This is a genomic window from Leifsonia xyli subsp. cynodontis DSM 46306, from assembly GCF_000470775.1.
In the GTDB taxonomy this organism is placed as follows: Bacteria; Actinomycetota; Actinomycetes; order Actinomycetales; family Microbacteriaceae; genus Leifsonia; species Leifsonia cynodontis.
The window spans coordinates 989,077-1,010,589 of the sequence record NC_022438.1 but is presented as its reverse complement, the minus strand read 5'-3'; the positions used below and the strand labels follow the sequence as shown (position 1 = coordinate 1,010,589).

The 21,513-nt window shown below is 69.6% G+C and carries 11 protein-coding genes and 2 pseudogenes; 6 read left to right on the top strand and 7 right to left on the bottom strand.

Going from position 1 to position 21,513, the window contains the following annotated elements; genetic code table 11:
* Positions 1-14 precede the first annotated feature (14 nt).
* The 4 genes from ligA to O159_RS04765 all read right to left on the bottom strand — a co-directional run bounded on the left by ligA (position 15) and on the right by O159_RS04765 (position 5,306).
* On the bottom strand, positions 15-2,282 hold the full coding sequence (gene ligA, locus O159_RS04780; RefSeq protein ID WP_021754616.1) for an NAD-dependent DNA ligase LigA: 2,268 nt from the start codon (positions 2,280-2,282) through the stop codon (positions 15-17).
* A gap of 484 nt (positions 2,283-2,766) precedes the next feature.
* Positions 2,767-3,867, bottom strand: a complete 1,101-nt coding sequence (gene mnmA / locus O159_RS04775) for a tRNA 2-thiouridine(34) synthase MnmA (protein ID WP_201766234.1) — start codon at positions 3,865-3,867, stop codon at positions 2,767-2,769.
* A gap of 62 nt (positions 3,868-3,929) precedes the next feature.
* Complete coding sequence (locus O159_RS04770; protein ID WP_021754614.1) at positions 3,930-4,115, bottom strand: hypothetical protein; 186 nt, start codon at positions 4,113-4,115, stop codon at positions 3,930-3,932.
* A 12-nt stretch (positions 4,116-4,127) separates the two neighbouring features.
* Positions 4,128-5,306 (bottom strand): cysteine desulfurase family protein, encoded by a 1,179-nt coding sequence (locus tag O159_RS04765; RefSeq protein ID WP_021754613.1) that lies wholly within the window; start codon positions 5,304-5,306, stop codon positions 4,128-4,130.
* 54 nt (positions 5,307-5,360) lie between these two features.
* Here O159_RS04765 and glgX point away from each other — a divergent pair.
* Positions 5,361-7,449 (top strand): annotated as a pseudogene (gene glgX / locus O159_RS04760) (glycogen debranching protein GlgX).
* Between the two features lie 150 nt (positions 7,450-7,599).
* Positions 7,600-8,280, top strand: a complete 681-nt coding sequence (locus O159_RS14445) for a hypothetical protein (protein WP_144267562.1) — start codon at positions 7,600-7,602, stop codon at positions 8,278-8,280.
* Here O159_RS14445 and glgP read toward each other — a convergent pair.
* Positions 8,180-10,746 (bottom strand): annotated as a pseudogene (gene glgP, locus O159_RS04750) (alpha-glucan family phosphorylase). The gene O159_RS14445 and the pseudogene glgP sit on opposite strands and share 101 nt — an antisense overlap.
* A 57-nt stretch (positions 10,747-10,803) precedes the next feature.
* On the opposite strand from glgP, the gene O159_RS04745 reads away from it, so the two are divergent.
* Together O159_RS04745 and glgB are read left to right on the top strand one after the other, a co-directional pair.
* The gene (locus tag O159_RS04745; protein ID WP_407929754.1) at positions 10,804-12,870 is read left to right on the top strand and encodes an alpha-1,4-glucan--maltose-1-phosphate maltosyltransferase; all 2,067 of its coding nucleotides are present in this window, start codon (positions 10,804-10,806) and stop codon (positions 12,868-12,870) included.
* Positions 12,867-15,068, top strand: a complete 2,202-nt coding sequence (gene glgB, locus O159_RS04740; RefSeq protein WP_021754608.1) for a 1,4-alpha-glucan branching protein GlgB — start codon at positions 12,867-12,869, stop codon at positions 15,066-15,068. The genes O159_RS04745 and glgB overlap by 4 nt, the downstream gene beginning before the upstream one ends.
* Before the next feature lie 65 nt (positions 15,069-15,133).
* Here the strand turns inward: glgB and O159_RS04735 are convergent, their stop codons facing one another.
* Complete coding sequence (locus tag O159_RS04735) at positions 15,134-16,087, bottom strand: tetratricopeptide repeat protein (RefSeq protein WP_021754607.1); 954 nt, start codon at positions 16,085-16,087, stop codon at positions 15,134-15,136.
* 23 nt (positions 16,088-16,110) lie between these two features.
* Positions 16,111-17,955 (bottom strand): hypothetical protein, encoded by a 1,845-nt coding sequence (locus O159_RS04730; protein ID WP_021754606.1) that lies wholly within the window; start codon positions 17,953-17,955, stop codon positions 16,111-16,113.
* A gap of 184 nt (positions 17,956-18,139) precedes the next feature.
* Between O159_RS04730 and O159_RS04725 the strand changes: the two genes are divergently transcribed.
* Both O159_RS04725 and O159_RS04720 read left to right on the top strand, forming a co-directional pair.
* Positions 18,140-20,449, top strand: coding sequence for a large Ala/Glu-rich protein (locus tag O159_RS04725; protein ID WP_021754605.1), 2,310 nt, complete (start codon positions 18,140-18,142; stop codon positions 20,447-20,449).
* Positions 20,450-20,471: 22 nt separating this feature from the next.
* Positions 20,472-21,509, top strand: coding sequence for an AI-2E family transporter (locus O159_RS04720; RefSeq protein WP_021754604.1), 1,038 nt, complete (start codon positions 20,472-20,474; stop codon positions 21,507-21,509).
* The last annotated feature ends 4 nt before the right edge of the window (positions 21,510-21,513 follow it).

Here is a 21,513-nt window from a genome sequence, read left to right as displayed (position 1 = left end):
CACAAAACAAGGGGCTAGCCTGCGACCTCCGGGAGAGCGCTCGGGCCCTGTTCCACCAGAATCGCGAACTGCGCGGCGTCCAGAACGCGCACCCCCAGTTCTTCCGCCTTGGCGAGTTTGGAGCCCGCCCCGGGACCCGCCGCGACGAAATCGGTCTTCTTCGACACGCTGGATGCGGCTTTCCCCCCGGCCGCGACGATCGCCTCCTGCGCGGCCTCGCGCGTGTACCCCTCCAGCGATCCCGTCGCCACGACCGTGAGACCGGAGAGCACTCCGCCCGCCGTGTCCGCCCGCCCGGGGCCGGGGTGGTCCGGTGTCGCGAACTGCACACCGTCGCGAGCCCAGTTCTCGACGATCTCGCGGTGCCAGGCGATCTCGAACCAGGCCAGCACAGCGTCCGCGATGATGCCGCCGACACCGTCCACCGCCGCCAGGTCGTCGCGCGATGCGGCACGGATCGCGTCGAGCGATCCGAAATGGTCCGCCAGAGCGCGAGCCGCGACCGGGCCGACGTGACGGATGTTGAGGGAAACCAGGATGCGCCACAGCGGCTTGGTGCGCGCCATCCGCAGGTTGGCCAGCAGCTCGATCGCGTTCTTGGACGGGACCGAGGTCTCGTCGCCGTCGAACGCCTCCGCCTCGGGGTCGAACGCTCCGTCCTTCTTCTGCCGCCGGCGGCGGAACGGGGTGTCTACCTTTTCGGCGCCCGTCTCGGTCAGTTTCGGCAGCCCGGTCTCCGAATCCCGCACCACGACTTCGATCGGGAACAGGTCCTCCAATCGGAGCCCGAACAGTCCCGCCTCGGTCGGCAGCGGCGCTCTCTCGGGGAAGCGCGGCTGGGTCAGGGCGGCCGCCGCGACCTCCCCCAGCGCCTCGATGTCGAGCCCGCCGCGCGAACCGATGTGCTCCACCCGCCCGCGGACCTGCGCCGGGCAGAACTGGGCGTTCGGACAGCGGAGGTCGATGTCGCCTTCCTTCGCCGGCGCCAGCTCCGTGCCGCACTCCGGACAGCTCTGCGGCATCGCGAACTCGCGCTCGGTGCCGTCACGCAGCTCGACCACCGGGCCGAGCACCTCGGGGATGACATCGCCCGCCTTCCGCAGCACCACCGTGTCGCCGATCAGCACTCCCTTGGCCTTCACGACATCCTGGTTGTGCAGGGTCGCCTGGCGCACCTCGGAACCCGCGACCTTGACCTTCTCCATGATCGCGAACGGCGTCGCCCTCCCGGTGCGGCCGACGCTGACGACGATGTCGAGGAGCTTGGTGTTGACCTGCTCGGGCGGATACTTGTACGCGATGGCCCAGCGCGGGGCCCGCGACGTCGCTCCCAGCTCGTCGTGGAGCGCGAGTTCGTCGACCTTGACGACGACGCCGTCGATCTCGTGCTCGACGGTGTCCCGGCGCTCGCCGGAGCGCCCGATGAAGTCGTCGACCTCCTGCACCGTCCCGAGCACGCGGTACTGCGTCGAGGTGGGCAGGCCCCAGGAGCGCAGCAGCTCGTACACCCCGGATTGAGTGGCTGCCGGCGGGTTCGGCCACGCGCCGATACCGTGTACCAGCATGTGCAGCCGGCCCAGCCGATCGCGCATGAGCGCCCGCTGCGCGGGGTTCTTGCCCTCGGCCTTCTGCCGCAGCGAGCCGCTGGCCGCGTTGCGAGCGTTCGCGAACACCCGCTCGCCCGCCGCCTGCTGATTGGCGTTCAGTTCGTCGAATTTCGCGACCGGGAAGAAGACTTCGCCGCGAACCTCCACGACCGGCGGGAACGGGCCCGCCCCGGAGAGCCGCTGCGGGATGGCCGGGATGTGGCGGATGTTCTCGGTGACATCCTCGCCGACCACGCCGTCGCCGCGGGTCGCAGCCGTCACGAGCACGCCGTTCTCGTAGCGCAGATTGATCGCCAGACCGTCGATCTTGAGCTCGCAGAGATAGTCCACCCGCCGCCCGGCATCCCGCTCGATCTTCGCCGCCCACGCCTCGAACTCCTCGAACGAGAACACGTTGTCGAGGCTCAGCATCCGCTCGGCGTGCTCCACCGGTGCGAACAGCGTGGTCTGCGCCCGCCCGCCGACCGTCTGCGTCGGGCTGTCGTGGCTCTGCAGTTCGGGATGCAGGCGCTCCAGCTCTTCGAGCCGCCGCAGCATCCGGTCGTACTCCTCGTCGCTGACGAGCACTGTGTCCCGCTCATAGTAAGCGTCCCGCAGTTCCAGTATCCGCGTCGTCAGCCCCTGAGCCTCCGCCCAAGCATCCGCCGTCACCTGGTCTTCCGTCGTCTCCGCCACTCAGCAAGCATATAAACGACCCCCGACCCCGATGCCCGCCCCACCGGCCGGGCTGCCCGCCCACGCTCCACCTCCCCGCAGCGAAGGGAGGAGAATCCACGCCTCCCGCACAGAGATTCCTCCGTTTCCTGCGACTCGCCGGTGCTCCGGCCGAGAAGTCCTCCATTTCCGCCCCGAGGCAGGGACGGCAGAAGCACGGGAACAGCTCAGGGGAGTCGCAGGAAACGGAGAAGAGACGAGCACAGGTCGCGGCGAGTCGCAGGAAAGGGAGGAGCCTGGAGGTAGAAGGCTGAGATTCTCCTCCCTTCGCTGCGGGGAAGTGGGCGAGGAAACAGACAGGGGTCGGAGCAGAGCCAGCCAGGGCAGAGGGCCCAGAGTCGACGGGCAGAGCCGACAGAACGGGGTCAGAACAGAACAGCGTCAGGACAAAACAGCGTCAAGCCGGCACGGGGTCAGGACAGAACAGCGTCAAGAGAGGACAGCGTCAGGCCGGCACGGCGGAGACGGTGCGGTCGATGGTGGTCTGGCCGAGGACGCGGGTCCCCACGTACACCACGGCGGTCTGCCCGGGTGCGACGCCGTTGAGGGGGACGTCCGGACGGATCACGAGCTCACCACCAGCCACCCGGGCCACCGCGGGCACCGGGTCGGCGTGCGCCCTGATCTGCACCTCGCACGCGAACGGCGTGTCCGGGGACGCGGGCGGCGTCCCCGCCCAGGTGTACCGCGCGCCGGCGATCTCCGCGATGTCCAGCGCCTCTTTCGGGCCGACGACGACGGTGTTGTCCTTCGGGCGCACTTCGAGCACGAAGCGCGGCCGACCGTCCGGCGAGGGGAAGCCGATGTTCAGGCCCTTGCGCTGGCCGATGGTGTACGCGTGCGCGCCCTCGTGCGTTCCGAGCCGGGCCCCGCTGCGGTCCAGGATGTCTCCGGTCTCGGCGCCCACCCGTTCGGCCAGCCAGCCGCGGGTGTCTCCGTCCGGGATGAAGCAGATGTCGTGCGAGTCCGGTTTCGCCGCCACCGTCAGCCCCCGCGCGGCGGCCTCGGCCCGAACCTCCGCCTTGGAGGCGGTGGCACCGAGCGGGAACATCGCGTGTGCGAGCTGGTCAGCGGTCAGCACACCGAGGACATACGACTGATCCTTCGCCCACGCGCTCGCCCGGTGCAGTTCGCGATTGCCGTCGGCGTCCGTCACGATGCTGGCGTAGTGTCCCGTACACACGGCGTCGAAACCGAGGTCGAGCGCCTTCTCGAGCAGCGCGGCGAACTTGATTTTCTCATTGCAGCGCATGCACGGGTTGGGGGTGCGGCCCGCGGAGTACTCGGCGATGAAGTCGTCCACGACATCGAGTGCGAAGCGCTCGGAGAAATCCCAGACATAGTAAGGGATGCCGATGACGTTCGCCGCGCGCTGCGCGTCCATAGAGTCCTCGATCGTGCAGCAACCGCGGCTGCCTGTGCGCAGGGTTCCGGGAAGCCGACTCAGCGCCAGATGCACCCCGACCACCTCGTGCCCCGCTTCGACCGCGCGCGCCGCAGCCACGGCCGAGTCGACGCCGCCGCTCATCGCTGCCAGAACCCTCACCCGAAGAATCCTACGCCGCCGCCGCTGGGCGAGCGCCGCACGCGATCAGTCGTCGAACTCGATCAGTCGTCGAACTCGATCGCGGCGAGAAGCTGCATGCGCGAGGACCACTGCCACCAGTTCGGCCCGACCGCGGTCAGGGCGACCACTCTCGGATTCTTGTAGGCGCCGAGAGCGTGCCGCAGGGCCGTCTCAGCGTCGCGCAAGCTGTTTGTTTTGACATCAACCGTGATGAGATCCCGTTTCATCCTGCCTTTGTATCAGACGAGCCGGGTCGCCCGCTCGGCGAGGCCCGTGCGGGTGGCCCGGGCGCAGACATCCGGGAGGACCGCGAGCAGGGCGTCCACATCCTCGGCGGTCGAGGTTCGCCCGAGGGTGAACCGCAGGGCGCTCCGGGCGTCGGTCTCGCTCCGGCCCATCGCGAGCAGAACGGGCGAGGGCTCCGGGACGCCGGCTGTGCAGGCGGAGCCCGTCGACACCGACACCCCGGCCCGGTCGAGGAGGAACAGCAGGGAGTCGCCCTGCGCGCCCGGGAACACGAAGTGCGCGTTCCCGGCGACCCGCTCCCCCGACACGGGCTCCGGACCGCTCAGCCGCGCCGACGGGACCGCCGCCCGCACGCCCGCGACGAGCCGAGCCGTCAGAGCCGTCAGCCGCGCCGACTCCGCCTCCCGCTCGGCCTCGGCCGCCCGTGCGGCCGCCGCGAAGGCGACCGCAGCCGCTACGTCCTGTGTGCCGCTGCGCACCTGGCGCTGCTGTCCACCACCGTGCAGGAGCGGCACGACCGCGGCTGTCCTGGCGAGCACGAGCGCGCCGATGCCCACCGGCCCGCCGATCTTGTGGGCGGAGACGCTCAGGGCGTCGGCGCCGAGCGCGGCGAAGTCGATCGGAAGGTGACCGTAGGCGGAGACCGCGTCAACATGCGCCGGGACCCCCGCCGCGCAGACACGCGCCACGAGTTCGGCGGTGGGCTGCACGGTGCCGACCTCGTTGTTGACGGCGAGGAAAGTGAGGAGTGCGATGTCCTCGCCGCCTTCGAGCTCCGGCGGAAGGATGCGGCCCGCCGCGTCGAGCGGAAGCCACTCGGGCCGCGCGCCCTCCGCCCGCTCCAGCCACTCGACCGTGTCCGTGGTCGCGTGGTGCTCGCCGCCCGGGACGAGGATGCGCGGTCGTTTGCGGCCCGTGTTCCGCGACCAGTACATCCCTTTGACCGCGAGGTTGATCGCTTCGGTGCCGCCGGAGGTGAAGATGACCTCAACCGGGTCGCAGCCGAGCGTCACCGCGACCGTCTCGCGCGCCTCCTCCAGCATCCGGCGCGCCTGCTGGCCCTGGCTGTGGATGCTGGCGGGGTTCCCGACGACGCCGAGCGCCGCGACCAGAGCCTCCGCGGCCTCGGGGCGCAGCGGCGTGGTGGCCGCGTGATCGAGGTAGACCGGCACCGCGATTCCTCCTGTCACTCAGCTAACCGACTGCTGTTCACTACTGTAGGACGCATGACCTCCGCCGATCCTCTCCGCGAGCTGGGCGTCCGCATCGGACCGCAGGGCGGCGAGCTGAGGGTCTACTCCGAGCACGCCGACGCGATGGAACTCTGCCTCTTCGACGCCAAGGACCCGAACTGGCTGTCAAGACCGTGACGATGACGAAGGAGGCGGGCGACGTCTGGGCCGGGCGCTCCCGGTCGTTGCAGGCGGGCAGCCGCTACGCCATCCGGGTGTCCGGTCCCGCCTCGCCGCAGAACGTCTTCAACCCGGAGACGCTGCTGCTGGACCCCTACGCGCGCGGTCTGGTGCGGGTGGGTGCGGACGAATGGCGCTCGAGCGTGGTCGACGACGGCTTCGACTGGGGCGGGGTCGGCAAACCGGGCGTGCCGCTGGACCGCACCGTCGTCTACGAAGCGCATGTGCGCGGCCTCAGCCGGCTGAACCCGGAGGTCCCGGAGGAGCTGCGCGGCACCTATGCAGGCTGGCTCACGAATCGACCATCGGCTATCTGAAGGATCTCGGCATCACCGCGGTCGAACTGCTGCCGGTGCAGGCGTTCGTCTCCGAGCAGCGGCTCCTCCGGCAGGGCCTGACGAACTACTGGGGCTACAACACCCTGAACTTCTTCAGTCCGCACGCTCCTTACGCCTCCCGGCCGGCGCAGGCGGCAGGTCCAGACGCGGTACTCGCCGAGTTCAAGGGAATGGTGAAGCTGCTGCACCAGGCGGGCATCGAGGTCATTCTCGATGTCGTGTACAACCACACCGCCGAGGAGGGTCTGGGCGGGCCGCGCACCTCCTTCCGCGGCATCGACAACGCGACTTACTACCGTCAGGACGGCGGCGGCACGTACATCGACGTCACAGGATGCGGCAACACTGTCGACTTCGGCCGCAAAGCTCCGCAACGGCTCATCCTGGACTCGCTGCGCTACCGGGCGGGCATGGTGCAGATCGACGGCTTCCGCTTCGACCTCGCCACGACGCTCGGACGCGGACCCGATGGCGCGTTCGACCGCGAGCATCCGCTCCTGCGCGCGATCCTGGACGATCCGCTCCTCCAGGATGCGAAACTGATCGCCGAGCCGTGGGATGTCGGCCTGGGCGGCTGGCAGACGGGCAACTTTCCCGGTGCTTCGTCCGGGAGGGCCGGCTGGTCGGAGTGGAACGACCGCTATCGCGACCGGGTTCGCAGTTTCTGGCTCGCCGACATCGCCGAGGCCCGTCGCAACGGCCAGGCTCCGATCGGAATCGGCGGTTTCGCGACCCGTCTGGCCGGCTCCTCCAACACCTTCTCGCCCGAACGCGGGCCGCTCGCCTCGGTCAACTTCGTGACCGCGCACGACGGCTTCACGATGGCCGATCTGACCGCCTACGACGTCAAGCACAATCTCGGCAATGGGGAAGACAACCGGGACGGCTCCGACAGCAACCGCTCATTCAACCACGGCGTCGAGGGTCCGACGGCGGACGAGCGCATCCTCCGGGACCGGCGCAAGGCCGCCCGCAACCTCATGGGAACGCTGCTGCTCTCGGCCGGGGTCCCGATGATCACCGCCGGGGACGAGTTCGGACGCAGCCAGCGCGGCAACAACAACGCCTATTGTCACGACAGCGGGCTCACCTGGCTGAGCTGGCTGCGCACCCGCGAACAGCGCGAGATGCACAGCGCCACCAAGCGTCTGCTCGAGCTCCGCCGCACCAATCCGGCGCTGCGCCCCGGCCGCTTCGCGGTGTCCGGCGAGACCACGCCAAACTCCAGCCACATGGACTGGTACGACGCCGGCGGCGCCCTCATGGACGACTCCGACTGGAACTCGCCCGAGAACCGCACCCTGCAATACCTCGCCGCCTCCACCCCGGACACAGAGGAGTTCAACCGCATCCTCCTGGTCGTCCACGGCGTCGAGGACGAGGTGGAGGTGTCGCTTCCCGTCGTACCGGGTGTGACCTCGTACCGGCTGCTCTGGGACAGCGCGACAGACGTCCCCGTCGAGGAGGACGGGACCGAGTTCGCCCTGGGCGCGAAACGTCTCGTCGAGGGCGCCTCGATGCAATTGTACCGCGCGAACGGCCCGCGCGTGGAGACGCTGGCCTGAGAGGCGGACGCACCGCCGCCGCCGAACGCAGAACCGGCGCCGTCAGACAGCGCTGATCTCCCGATCCGGCCGTCGCCGGTCGCCAGCGTGATATGTTTGCACCGATATTCTGCGCGCGTCGCGGGGGCGGCGCTCTGGGGGAGTGACAGGATGACGGCTCAGTCCGAGGCCGCGGACGCGGGAGGGCTCACCCTCGCGGATGTCCGCCGATGGGGTCTCGCTGTCCAGTACGCGCTGTGCGCCGACCGCTATGGGCGGCTCCAGCAGCTCCTCCGCGATGCCCAGCAGACCTTCACCAGCGGAGTGTGGGCGGGGGGCCGCGACGCCCCGTTCCCGATCAGCAACTATGCGGGAGGCGCCCACAGCGCTCTCCCGGGCGGGAACGTCGAGAACAGCTACTATCTCACCGACAGCCGGGAGTTCGCTGCGGCCTCGTCCTCGGCCGCCGCGCTCCACCGGGCCCGAGCGGTCGCCGAAGCCCATGCCTGGACGAGCGAGCTCCGGATGCTGCACGGCGGATTCTCGCTCTGGGCGGTCACGGAGGATGCGTATCGCGTCGAGTTCTGGGCCAGCGGCTCCGCATTCCGCATCGCGGTCATGAGCCCGCTCTTCTGGGGCGATGTCCACGGCCTGTGGAACGCGGTCCGCGCGCGCCGGCGGAAGAGCCCCCCGACCGCCTTCCCGCCCGGAGGGCACGAGCTGTTCCCGAAGTGGGACGCGAGCGCTCGCCCTACTCCGCGAGCGCGACCAGTCCCAGCTCCGCCGGGGACAGCAGCAGGCCGTTCACCGGCACCACCCGCACGGTGTAGCCGAACGATCCCGCCCAGGTGAGCGTGGCGGTGCCCGCGAACTCGCGGGCGGCCGAGGGATCGGCGCCGGGAATGCTGTCGTCGAGCTCCAGCCGCTGGTAGCGGACGTCGGTCAGCTCATCGCCGTCGTGGCTGCGACCCGAGACGAGCTGCACCTCGACATCGTCCGGGGCGAGCCCGCCCAGGCAGACGAGGGCGCGGAGGTGAAGCTCGTCCCCGACCTGGGGCACGGCGTCCAGTCCACTGGCGTCGACGTGGACGACATCCACCCCCGGCCAGGCCGCGCGCACCCGCTGCTTCCACCCGGCGAGCAGCCGCGCATCCCGGAAGCCGTCCTCGCTCAAACGCTTCTCGTTCGCCGCGGCCGGGATGTACAGCCGCTCGACATACTCTCAAACCATGCGCTCCGCGCTCAGCGGTGACGAGAGCGTGGCGAGAGTGTGACGAATCTGCGCGACCCAGCGAGTCGGCACTCCGTCGGCGCCGCGATCGTAGAACCGCGGTGCGATCTGGTGCTCGATGAGGTCGTACAGAGCCTCGGCCTCGAGCGCATCGCGCTCGGCGCCGTCGCCGGCCGCGTCCGCGGACGGGATCGCCCAGCCGTTCTCGCCGTCGAAGAACTCGTTCCACCAGCCGTCCAGATGGACAGGTTGAGAGCGCCGTTGAGGGCCGCTTTCATACCCGAGGTGCCGCACGCCTCCAGCGGCCGCAACGGATTGTTCAGCCACACATCGGTGCCGGGGTAGAGCAGCTGCGCCATGCCGATGTCGTAGTCCGGAAGGAACACCATGCGGGCGCGGATCTCGGGCTCGGAGGCGAACTGCACGAGCTTCTGGATGAGACGCTTGCCTTCGTCGTCGGCGGGATGCGACTTGCCGGCGATCACGAACTGCACCGGCCGCTCGGCGTGGAGCAGGATGCCCTTCAGCCGCTCGGGGTCGTGCAGCATGAGCGTCAAGCGCTTGTAGGTCGGGACGCGGCGGGCGAAGCCGATCGTGAGGACGTCCGGGTCGAGCAGGCAGGCCATCCACGCCGGTGCGGCGCCGCCCGGGTTCTGCTCCTCCCAGGCGGCGGCCAGGCGGCGCCGGGCGTCCTGCACGAGCTGACCGCGCATCCGGCCGCGGACACCCCAGAGGTCGGCGTCGCTCAACGCGCCCGCATTCGCCCAGTCGGCGTGCGTGGTGTCGTCGGTGCCGAGCTTCTCCACGGCGAGCGCGCGGAGCATCGGGTCCGTCCAGGTGGGGGCATGGACGCCGTTGGTGACCGAGTCGATCGGAACCTCCTGGCTGTCGAAGCCCGGGTAGAGGCCGGCGAACATCTTGCGGCTGACCTGGCCGTGCAATCGCGACACCCCGTTCGCGTGCTGGCCGAGGCGCAGACCCATCACCGCCATGTTGAACACATCGGGCGAGCCTCCCGGATAATCCTCGGCGCCGAGGGCGAGAATCCGCTGGGCGTCGAGCCCGGGCAGGAGGGGGGCGGAGAAGAAGCGCTGCACCAGCGTCCGGTCGAACCGGTCGATGCCCGCCGGAACGGGCGTGTGCGTGGTGAACACGGTCCCCGCGCGAACGACCTGCAGGGCCTCCTCGAAGCCCAACCCCTCGCCGACGAGGTCCGAGATGCGTTCGAGACCGAGGAAGCCGGCGTGTCCCTCGTTCGTGTGGAACACATCCGCCTCCGCCGCCCCGGTCAGCTCCGTCCACGCTTTCACTGCGCGCACCCCGCCGATCCCGAGCAGCAGCTCCTGTAACAGCCGGTGCTCGCCGCTGCCGCCGTAGAGCCGGTCGGTGACCGAACGCAGATTCTCCACGTTCTCCGGGATGTCGGTGTCGAGCAGCAGCCGCACGCGCCCGACCGCGGCCTGCCACACGCAGGCGTGCAGCTCGCCCTCCGGAAGAGCCAGCGTGATCTGCACCGGCGTGCCGTCCGGGTTCCGCAGCACGCTCAGGGGCAGCCCATCGGGGTCGAGCACGGGATAGCGCTCCAGCTGCCAACCGTCCGCGGTGATCGCCTGCGAGAAGTAGCCCGACCGATAGAACAGCCCGCCGCCGACAAGCGGCACGCCGAGATCGCTGGCCGCCTTGAGGTGGTCTCCGGCGAGGATGCCGAGGCCGCCCGAGTACTGCGGCAGCGCAGCGGCGATGCCGAACTCGGGCGAGAAATAGGCGATCGTCTTCGGCGCCGACTCCCCCAGCGAGTGATACCAGCGCGGGTCGCGGAGGTAGGCACGCAGATCGTCGCGGATGCGCTCCGCCCTGTCGACATAGCCCGGGTCCTCCCCCAGCTCCGCCAGTCTCGCCGGGTCGACCGAAGCGAGCAGAGCGATCGGATCGTGCCCCACCTCCTGCCAGAGCTCCGGCGCGATCCGGGCGAACAGCTCCCTGGTGGGCTCGTGCCAGGACCAGCGCAGGTTGCCGGCGATCTCCTCGAGCGCGGAGAGGGCGTCGGGGAGGACAGCGCGGACGGTGATTCTACGGATGGCCTTCACTCGGACGAGCATAGGGGAGTCGCCTGGTGGAGAAGCTAATGAGTGTACGGTCGGGGTGTGGCACAGAGCGCAGCGACCAGACCGGAGGGCCCCGCGGCTCCCGACTACGAGCCCCTCCTTCCTCGCATCCCGATCCTGGGCCTACGGCCCCAGGTCGACGAGGGCCATTGGGCCGCCACGGCCTTCAGCGGCGAGGTCGTCCCGTTCAGCGCCACGGCTTTCCGCGAGGGCCAGGACCGCATCGGCGTCGACCTGCTGCTCCTCGACCCCGGCGGCGAGCAGACAGAGCACCGCATGCACGCCGTCGCGCCCGGCACCGATCGCTGGGAGGCCGAAGTCCCCTTGCGGCAGGAGGGTCTCTGGCACTACTGCGTGCAGGCCTACGCCGACGAATACGCGACCTGGCGGCACAATGCGGAGGTGAAGATACCCGCCGGCGTCGACGTCGAGCTCATGCTGCGCACCGGTCACGATCTGCTCGTCCGCGCCGCGGCCGACAGAAACCGCAGCGCCGCCGAGCGCCGGCGCCTCTCGGAGGCCGCCACAGCGGTGGCGGAGGCGGCGAAGCCGGTGGATGAGCGTTTCGCCGCGACCGTGGACGACCGGATCGGCCGCATCCTGGCCGAGCGCCCGCTCGTCGCGCTCCCTTCGCTCTCGGCCACCCGCACGATCCTGGTCGAACGCGCCCGGGCCGGCGTCGGAAGCTGGTACGAGTTCTTCCCCCGCTCCGAGGGCGCCAAGAAGCTGTCCGACGGCTCCTGGCGCTCCGGCACGTTCCGGACCGCGGCCAAACGGCTGCCCGAGATCGCCGCGATGGGCTTCGATGTCGTCTATCTGCCGCCCATCCACCCGATCGGCCGCACGTTCCGCAAAGGCCCCAACAACACGCTCGACGCCGGAGCGGCGGGCCCCGGCTCCCCCTGGGCCATCGGCTCCGCCGACGGCGGCCACGACGCCATCCATCCCGAGCTCGGCACGGAGAAGGACTTCCTCCAGTTCCTCGGCAAGGCCAAGCAGGCGGGACTCGAGGTGGCACTGGACCTAGCGCTGCAGGCCTCCCCCGACCACCCGTGGGTGACGGAGCACCCGGAGTGGTTCACGACGCTCCCGGACGGCACCATCGCCTACGCTGAGAACCCGCCGAAGAAGTACCAGGACATCTATCCCCTCAACTTCGACAACGACGACGAGGGGCTCCGCGCCGAGGTCCTGCGCATCGTCCGTCACTGGATGTCGCTCGGCGTCCGCATCTTCCGCGTCGACAACCCGCACACTAAGCCGCTGCGCTTCTGGGAGTGGCTAATCCACACCGTCAATGCCACCGACCCGGATGTCGTCTTCCTGGCGGAGGCGTTCACCCGCCCTGCGCTGCTGCAGACCCTCGCGAAGGCGGGCTTCCAGCAGTCGTACACCTACTTCACCTGGCGAAACACCAAGGCGGAACTGGAAGAGTTCTTCACCGGGCTCGCCACCGAGACGGCCGAGTTCCTGCGGCCGAACCTCTTCGTGAACACACCGGACATCCTGACCGAGTACCTGCAGTTCGGCGGTCCCGCGGCGTTCAAGATCCGCGCCGCCCTCGCCGCCACCGCCGCGCCCACCTGGGGGGTCTACTCCGGCTTCGAACTGTTCGAGAACGTCGCCCGGCCCGGCGCCGAAGAGTACATCGACAACGAGAAGTACGAGTTCCGGCCGCGCGACTACACCCGGGCGCAAGCGCTCGGCCGCTCGCTAGCGCCCTATCTGACCATGCTCAACCGGGCGCGCAGCGAGCACCCCGCCCTCCGCCAGCTGCGGAACCTGCGGGTGCATTGGAGCGACGACGACGCGGTGCTCGTCTACTCCAAGCACCTGCCGGGCGCGTTCACCCGCAGCAACCGGCCCGACACCGTGATCGTGGTCGCCAATGTCGATCCGCACTCGGTGCGGGAGACGATGGTCCACCTGGATGTCGAAGCCCTCGGCTTCCCCGCCGGCTCGTCGTTCGAGGTCAAAGACATCGTGACGGGCCAGCGCTGGACCTGGGGCGCCGACAACTATGTCCGCCTCGACGCTTTCGCCGAGCCCGTCCACATCCTCGTCGCCAAGCCGCTGGACGCCCGGACGACGGAGCCTGCCCGATGACCCGCCTCCCCGAGGGAGCCGCCGCCCTGCCCGGGCTCGACGACGCCGTGCTGCACGCCGTCGCCACCGGCAGCTATCACGATGCACACTCCGTGCTCGGCCAGCACCCGGTGACCGCGGCCGGGAGCGCCGAGACGGTCACGGTCATCCGCGCCCTGCGCCCACTGGCCGAAGCCGTGTTCGCCGTGCTGCCGACCGGGGCGCACCTCGAGCTGGCGCACCTCGCACACGGGATCTGGCAGGGTGTGAGCATCGTCGGCCCGGGTTCGTACGAGATCGAGGCCCGCTACGCCGACGGCACTGTCTGGTCCGCCGACGACCCCTACCGCTTCCTGCCGACCATCGGCGAGATCGACCTCCACCTCATCCGCGAGGGCCGCCACGAGCAGCTCTGGACGGCGCTCGGGGCCCGGGTGCGCGACCTCGGCGGCGTCACGGGCACGGCTTTCACCGTGTGGGCGCCGCACGCTCGGGCCGTCCGTGTCGTCGGAGACTTCAACGGCTGGGACGGAACGCTGCACGCCCTGCGCAACATGGGCTCCTCCGGAGTGTGGGAGCTGTTCGTCCCCGGGCTCGGCGAAGGCGCGATCTACAAGTTCGACCTGCTCGCGCAGTCCGGCGAGTGGATGCGCAAGATCGACCCGATGGCGCGGCTGGCCGAGACCCCGCCGGACACGGCCTCCCGCATCACCGTCAGCCGGCACGAGTGGCAGGACGGCGAGTGGATGCGCCGCCGCGCGGCCAGCGACCCGCACGCCGGTCCGATGTCGATCTACGAGCTCCACTTCGGCAGCTGGCGTCCGGGCCTCGGCTACCGCGAGGCGGCCGACCAGCTCATCGACTACCTCGGCGCCCTCGGCTACACGCATGTCGAGTTCCTGCCGCTCGCCGAGCATCCCTTCGGCGGCTCCTGGGGATACCAGGTCACCGGATACTACGCGCCGACGAGCCGCTTCGGGAGCCCCGACGATCTCAAATACCTCATCGACCGCCTGCACCGCGCGGGAATCGGGGTGCTGCTCGACTGGGTCCCCGGCCACTTCCCCAAAGACGACTGGGCGCTCGCCCGCTTCGACGGCCAGCCGCTCTACGAGCACGCCGACCCGCGCCGCGGCGAGCACGCCGACTGGGGCACCTACATCTTCGACTACGGCAACTCGCAGGTGCGGAACTTCCTCGTGGCCAACGCGCTCTACTGGCTCGAGGAGTTCCACATCGACGGTCTGCGGGTGGATGCCGTCGCGTCGATGCTCTACCTCGACTACTCGCGGGACGATGGCGAATGGGAGCCCAATATCCACGGCGGGCGGGAGAATCTCGAGGCGATCGCCTTCCTGCAGGAGGTCACCGCGACCGCCTACAAGCGGAACCCCGGGACGATCGTGATCGCAGAGGAGTCCACGAGCTACCCCGGCGTCACAGCTCCCACCTCCTCCGGCGGCCTGGGCTTCGGCCTCAAGTGGAACATGGGGTGGATGCACGACTCGCTGGAGTACATCCGCGAGGACCCCCTGTATCGCCGCTGGCACCACAGCAGGATCACATTCTCGTTCGTGTACGCGTGGAGCGAGAGTTTCCTCCTGCCGATCAGCCACGACGAAGTCGTTCACGGGAAGGGGTCACTCCTCGGCAAGATGCCGGGCGACCACTGGCAGCAGCTCGCGAACATGCGCGCCTACCTCGCGTTCATGTGGGCGCACCCGGGCAAGCAGCTGCTCTTCATGGGCCAGGAGTTCGGCCAGCCCTCCGAGTGGAGCGAGGAGCGCGGCCTCGACTGGTGGATACTCGATCAGCCCACCCACCGTGGCCTGTGGAACCTCGTCTGCGAGCTGAACGCCGTCTACCGCGGCACCCCCGCGCTCTGGGCACACGACAACGACCCCTCCGGTTTCGAATGGCTGGACGGATCGGACGCGGCCGGCAACGTCCTGGCTTTCCTGCGCAAGGATGGGCGCGGGGAGCCCATCGCGGTCATCCTGAACTTCTCGGGCGCCCCGCACCCGGAGTACCGGGTGGGACTGCCCTTCGCTGGCGACTGGGAGGAGGCGCTCAACACGGACGCGGACGTGTTCGGCGGCTCCGGAGTCGGCAATTTCGGCGGGGTGAGCGCAGAGGACGAGCCGTGGATGGGACGTCCGGCCTCGGCGGTGCTGACACTGCCACCGCTCGGAGCGCTCTTCCTCAAGCCCCGGCGCTGAGTCAGGCCCGACAACCGTTCCGGGGCGAGAAGGCGACGATCGCTGCTCGCCCCCGGGAGCGGACGTCAGTACAGCAACGATGCCAGCCGCCCCCGGGCCTTCCCGACGCGCGGGTCCTCCACGCCGACGATCTCGAAGTAGTCCAGGATGCGGGTTCGCACCGCTTCCTTGCCCGCCGCGTCCAGCGTCGGGAACAGGGAGAGCAGCCGGTCGAAGGCGTCCTCGATGTGACCGCCGGAGAGGTCCAGGTCGGCCACCGCGAGTTGCGCGTCCGGGCTGGACGGCTCGTTCGCCCCGGCCGTGCGAATATCCTCCATCGTCTTGCCGGCGAGGCGAGAGAGCAGGCTGACCTGGGCGAGCCCGGCCACCGCCATCGCGTCCCGCGGGTCCTGCGCGATCGCCGTCTTGTACTCGGCGATGGCCGTCTCGTAATCCCCGCGATCGATCGCCTCGTAGGCCGCCGCGTGGTGCGGGGGCAGCGGCTCGGGCTCCGGCTCTGTGTCCGGCGCGTCGGACGGGGCCGCACCGGTCTCGACGGCCGCTGCGCCGGTCACGCCGTTCTGCGCGGCGAGCGCCAGGAGCTGCCCGAACACATCCTTGACCTGCTCCTCCGGGAGCGCCCCGGCGAACAGCTGCACCGGGCGTCCCGCGACGATCGCTGCGACAGTCGGCACGGATTGCGCCTGGAAAGCCTGGGCGAGCTGCGGGTTCGCGTCGACATCGACCTTGACGAGCACGAGCCGCCCGCCGAGCTCTGCGATCACCCGGTCGAGGACCGGCACGAGCTCGTTGGCCGGTTCGCTCCACTCCGCGACGAGTTCCACGACGACCGGGATGCGCGCCGACAGCTGAAGGAAGTCATCGATGTTCGCATCGGTGCCCTCGAAGAACAGGCTCGGCAGGGCGATCTCCTCACCGATCGCTGTGGGGCCGGCCTCACCCGGCGCCGGCCGGTTCACGAGCGCGCTGAGGTCGACGGCGCCGCGGAGATTCGTCGGAGTGGGCGGGATCTGGTTCATGGGTTAAAACAATACGCTGGGCGCTACGGCACTTGCGCGGCGGAGATGAGGCCCTGAGCGAATCCGAGCAGGCGGATCTTCTCGTTCGACCCGGCCGCCGGCACGGAGAACGCCAGCTGGTAGCCGTAGGTGGACTGGATGGCGGTGTTCGAGGTGGCGACGCCCGAGAGCGCGGCAACGGTCGGACCGGCGATGACCTGCGCCCCGGCCTCGAGCACCCGGTGCAGCTGGACCTCTTCGGGATCGACCCACACGATCGCGCCGGAGTCGTTGGTGGCCATCGAGATGACCGGGCCTTTGCCCTGCTGGCTCGTCCACGCCAGCGAGGAGGTGTTGCCGGCCTCCTGGTGGAGTTTGGCCGTCTCCTGCTGCTTCCAGGCCTGGCCGACCTGGGGGAGGAGTTTGTCGTCCGCCAGGTCGAAGCTCTCCGCCCATTTGCTCGAGGCGCCGTTCAGGAGGATGTCGCCGTACGCCGCGCCCACCTGGTCCGGGCGCACCTTCAGCAGCTTCGAGTCCGGTGGGACGACCGCCGCGCCGATGCTCGCCGGGGCGAGGTTCGGCACTTTCACGTTCGGCTCGAGTGTGATCGCGTACTGGACCAGGTAGTTGTCGCGGGGCGTCTCCTGCACCAGGGCGAGGGCGATGGGAGCCTGCGCCTTCCCGTCGGCGGCCGCCGGCATCCTCACGACGGCGTTGACCGTCCGGGGCCAGGTGTCGGTCGCCTGCGGCAGGGCCAGCTCGATCGGGCCGTCCGGAATGGCGGATGGCGCCGGCTCATCCGCTTTCTTCACCCGGATCGTATAGTTCGCCTCGCGCAGTTGCAGTGCCGGCCCGGCGAAACGGGTCTTGGCCAGCGGCAGGTCCACCGTGGAGTCGGCTTTGGCCGCGACCGCGGAGATGCGGCTGAGGATGCGCTTCAGCTGCGGCTCCGTGACCGCCGGAGGCAGCTGATCGACCGGCTTGGCCGTCCGGGTCGCGCTCGGTGTCGGAATGTCGGTCGTGTCCGCGAAAGCGCCCCCGCCGCCGATCGCGCCGAGAGCGAGCGCCCCCGCCAGCGCAGCCGGGAGGACCACCCGCGAACGGCGGTTCGAGCGGCGGCCGCGGGAACTCTCGAAGGAGGCCGCCGACGAAGTCGGCTTGTACTTCGGGGTCTTCGGCAGTTTGGGCATCTTGGGTCCGCTCTTCCGGCGCGGGCCGCGCGACTTCCGGTGCGTGTAGAGAGCCCACAGGTAGAGCGCGATCCCGATCACCAGCAGCACGAGACCACCGATGATGAGCGGGAACGCCCACGGCGTGCTGGTGTCGACCGGCCAGGTCACGAGGATCGTGTTGGGCGCCGGCTTGGTGCCGTCCGCCGCGACGATGACGCTCACACCGGGGGGCAGGTTCATCCGCGTGGTCTGGGCGTTCGGTCCGTCAGACTCCTCCAGCCACAGATCGGAGCCGGCCGGGTTCGGGCCGGGCGTCGCGGACGCGGCGGAACCGGACGCGGCGCCCGTCGGGGTCGGAGCGGGCGTCGAGCGCTCCGCGCCCGCGGCCGTGACCGTCTTCGTCGTCAACCGGCCCGTGGCCGTGTCGTATCCGATGGCGACGTACGTCTGGTCGCCGAGCCAGGCCTCCACATCGGGTGTGCGCCCGTAGGCGACGACCTGGGAGGCAGGGTCCTTCGCGCCAGAGACGGAGAGCGTCTGCTGCCCGGGGTGCGCGTTCAGCACCGCGCTGTTGAGCACGATGTAGCGGGCGTCGCCCGAGACCGTTGCTGTCGCCGTGACCTGCGAAGGCGGCACGAAGAGCGTGCGCTGGGCGATGCCGGCGACGATCATGACGGCCGCGATCACGAACGCGACGATGGCGAATACGAAACGCAAACAGAACTCCTCGTGTGCCCGGGCGGGAAAGGACACAGTCACAGAACGATACTGGAGCACCCTGAAAGGCGTCTAAACCGTCCCCTTGCACGCTACCGCAAGTCCTGTGCGCGTATCCTACCGACGGTATGATGTCTCCGGTGCGCTCTGCCGGCACCCCAGAGACCCTTCAGGAGTAACAACAGTGGCCACCGACGAATCGGACTTCACGCAGGTCTTCCGCGGTTACGACAAGGACGAAGTCGACAAGACCGTCCAGGACCTGCGCGGCGAACTCATCAAGTCGAACACCAAGAGCGCCGATCAGGCCAAGGAGATCAAACGTCTCCAGCTGCGCGTCGAGGAGTTGAACGCCGAGATCGAAGAGGTCGGCAGTCCCACCTACTCTGGACTCGGCACCAAGCTGGAGAACATGCTCCGCGTCGCCGAGGAGCAGTCCACCCGCCTCATCGCGCAAGCCGACATCGACGCCGAGAAGCTGCGCGCCGGCGTCGCCGCCGAGGTCGAGAAGGTCAAGCGGTCGGCGGCCCAGCAGGCCGAGCGTGTGCTGGCCGACGCTCAGGCGCGAGCGACGACGCTGCTCGAGGACGCCCAGATCGAGTCCAGCGAGCTGCTCGCCAAGACCCGCACCAGCAAAGAGACGCTGCTCACCGATGCCATGCGCGAGGCGGCCGCGATCCGCGGCGCTGTGGCGACGGAGGCCGCGGAGCTGCGTGCGACCAGCAAACGTGAGGCCGCGGCCGTCCGCGCCGAAGCCGACCGCGAGGCGGCCGAGCTGAAGGCGGTCGCCTCCCGCGAGGCGGCCGCCGCGCGCGCCGAGGCGGCGGACCTCGAGCGGACCATCGCCTCCCGGCGCGGCGAGCTGGAGAAGGCCCTCGCCGACGACCGCCCCGACTTCGAGCGCGAGGCCGCTCAAACGCTTCTGGAGCTCGAGCGTCACGTCGCCGAGACGAACGACTCCCTCGCCGCCGAGCAGACCCGGGTCCGCGACAGACTCGCCGCCGATGCCGCCCAGGCCCGTGCCGATCTGGCCGCCGAGGTGGAGACGCAGCGCGCCGACCTCGCCGCGAAAGCGGCGCAGACCCGAGCCGATCTCGCCAACGAGGACGCCACCACCCGCCAGGCTCTCGCCACGGAGGTGGAGCAGACCCGGAAGGCGCTGGCCGCCGAGGTCGAGCAGACGAGAGGCGCGCTGGCCGCCGAGGTCGAGCAGACCCGCGCCCGCCTCGCCGAGGAGGTGGTCACAGCGCGCGCAGAGCTGGCCGAAGAGCTGGAGAGCACCCGGGTCGAACTGGCGGAGGAGGTCACCAGCACAAAGTCCGCGCTCGACCACGAAGTCACCAGCACCAAGTCCGCCCTCGCCGAAGAGCTGTCCCGCGAGCGCAGCACCCTCGCCGCGGAGGTGACCACCGCACAGGCGCGTCTCGCGGCCGAGGTCGATGAGACCCGCTCCGCCCTGAACGCCGAGGTGAGCACCACCCGGTCGGCTCTCGCCGCCGAAGTCGAGCAGACCAAGTCCCGGCTGAAGGCCGAGGTTGAGCAGGCCAGATCGGCGCTGGAGGCCGAGCTCAGCGGGACCAAGTCGCGACTCGCCGCCGACATCGAGCAGACCGCCGCCAAACTGGCCGCCGATCGGGAGGAGACCCGCTCAGCGCTCGCGGAGGAGACAGAGCGCACTCGATCCACCCTCGCAGAGGACATCCGCCGCACCGCCGTGGAGCTGGAGCACCAGCGCGCGACCACCATGAACCAGCTGGCGGACGACGTCGAGCAGCAGCGCCTCGAGCTGGCCCGCGAGGCCGAGCAGACCCGCATCTCGCTCGCCGACGAGACCGAGCGGGCCCGAGTCGCCCTCGAACGCGACAGCGCGCAGGCCCGGGCCGAGCTCGCCCGCGAGATCGCCGCGGGCACCACCGCGCTCGAGGCCCAGCTCGCCGAGCGCCAGGCCGCTTTCGACCAAGAGGCCGCGACCGCACGCGCCGAGCTGAATGCCGAACTGGTGACCCTGCGCACCACAACGCTCGAAGAGGTCGACCGGCACACGAGGGAGGTCGAGCAGGCCCGGATCGACCTGGAGGTCGAACTGCGCGCCCGCCGCGACGAAGCCGAGAAGGAGCACCTCAGCCGCCACCAGGAGGCCGTCGCCCAGACGCAGAAGTACCTGGATGAGGCGAATGTCCAGCTCGCGGAGGCGGTCAAGCGCACCGCGCAGGCCCGCGCCCAGGCCGAAGCCCACGAGTCGGAGGCTCGCGAGACGATCAAATCGGCCCGAAAGGAGGCCGAGGAGACCGCCGCTGACATCGTCCACGACGCCGAAGAGCGCGCCGCCTCCCTGATCGGAGATGCCGAAGAACGGACGCAACGCCTGGTCGCTGACGCGGAAGAGCGCCTGTCGCAGATTAGGATCGAGCGCGAAGCCGTCGCAGGCTACTTCGAGAACCTGCGCGGCATGCTGCAGCAGGCGGAGCACGTCAGCGCAGCCCGGCACGACTAGCGAACCAGATAGGGACGAATCAGTGAAGATCCAGAACCCATTCCGCGTTGGTCTCATCGGGGCACTCGGGGTAGGGCTCGGGATCCTCATCCTGACCTCCATCGTCAGCCTCGCGACGATCATCACCTATATCGGCGCCGCACTCTTCCTCGCGCTCGGCATCGAGCCGCTCATCGCCCTCCTCGAGCGCCACAGGGTTCCGCGCTGGCTCGCGCTGATCACCACCCTGGTGATCGTGATCGGAGCTTTCGTCGCCCTGATCTGGGCGATCGTCCCGGTCGCCGTCGGCCAGGCCTCTCAGCTCGTTCAGAACACCGTCTCCTGGGTGAGCAACGGCGACGCCGAGAAGTGGTTCCTCACGCTGCAACACCAGTTCCCGACAATCGTCAACCAGCAGAACATCGACGCTGTGACCAAGTGGCTGCAGCAGAACCTCCCCGACATCACCTCCAAAGTCCTGCAGACCGGCATCGGGATCGTCCAGGGCGCCTTCGGCGTGATCATCGTCATCATCCTGACGATCTACTTCACCGCATCCCTGCCGTCGATCAAGCGCGCGGGCTACCAGCTGGTGCCGGCCTCCCGCCGCTCCCGCTTCGCGGAAATCGGCGACCAGATCACCGATTCCGTCGGCAAGTACGTGATGGGTCAGGTCGCGCTCGCGCTCGTCAACGGCGTGCTCTCCGCGATCTTCCTGAGCGTCATCGGCGCCAAGTTCCCGATCCTGCTCGCGTCGATCGCTTTCTTCTTCTCGCTGATCCCGCTGGTCGGAACGATCACCGGCTCGGTCATCATCGTGTTCGTCTGCCTCTTCTCCGGACCGCCCACCGCGATCGCCGCCGCTGTCTACTACATCGTCTATATGCAGGTCGAGGCCTACGTCCTCAGCCCGCGCATCATGAACCGGGCTGTCGCGGTCCCGGGCGCGGTCGTCGTCGTGGCCGCTCTCGCCGGCGGCACCCTGCTCGGCATCCTCGGCGCGCTCGTCGCCATCCCGTTCGCAGCCGCCATCCTGCTGATCATCAAGCAGGTCGTGGTCCCGCGCCAGAACGAGCTCTGACCGC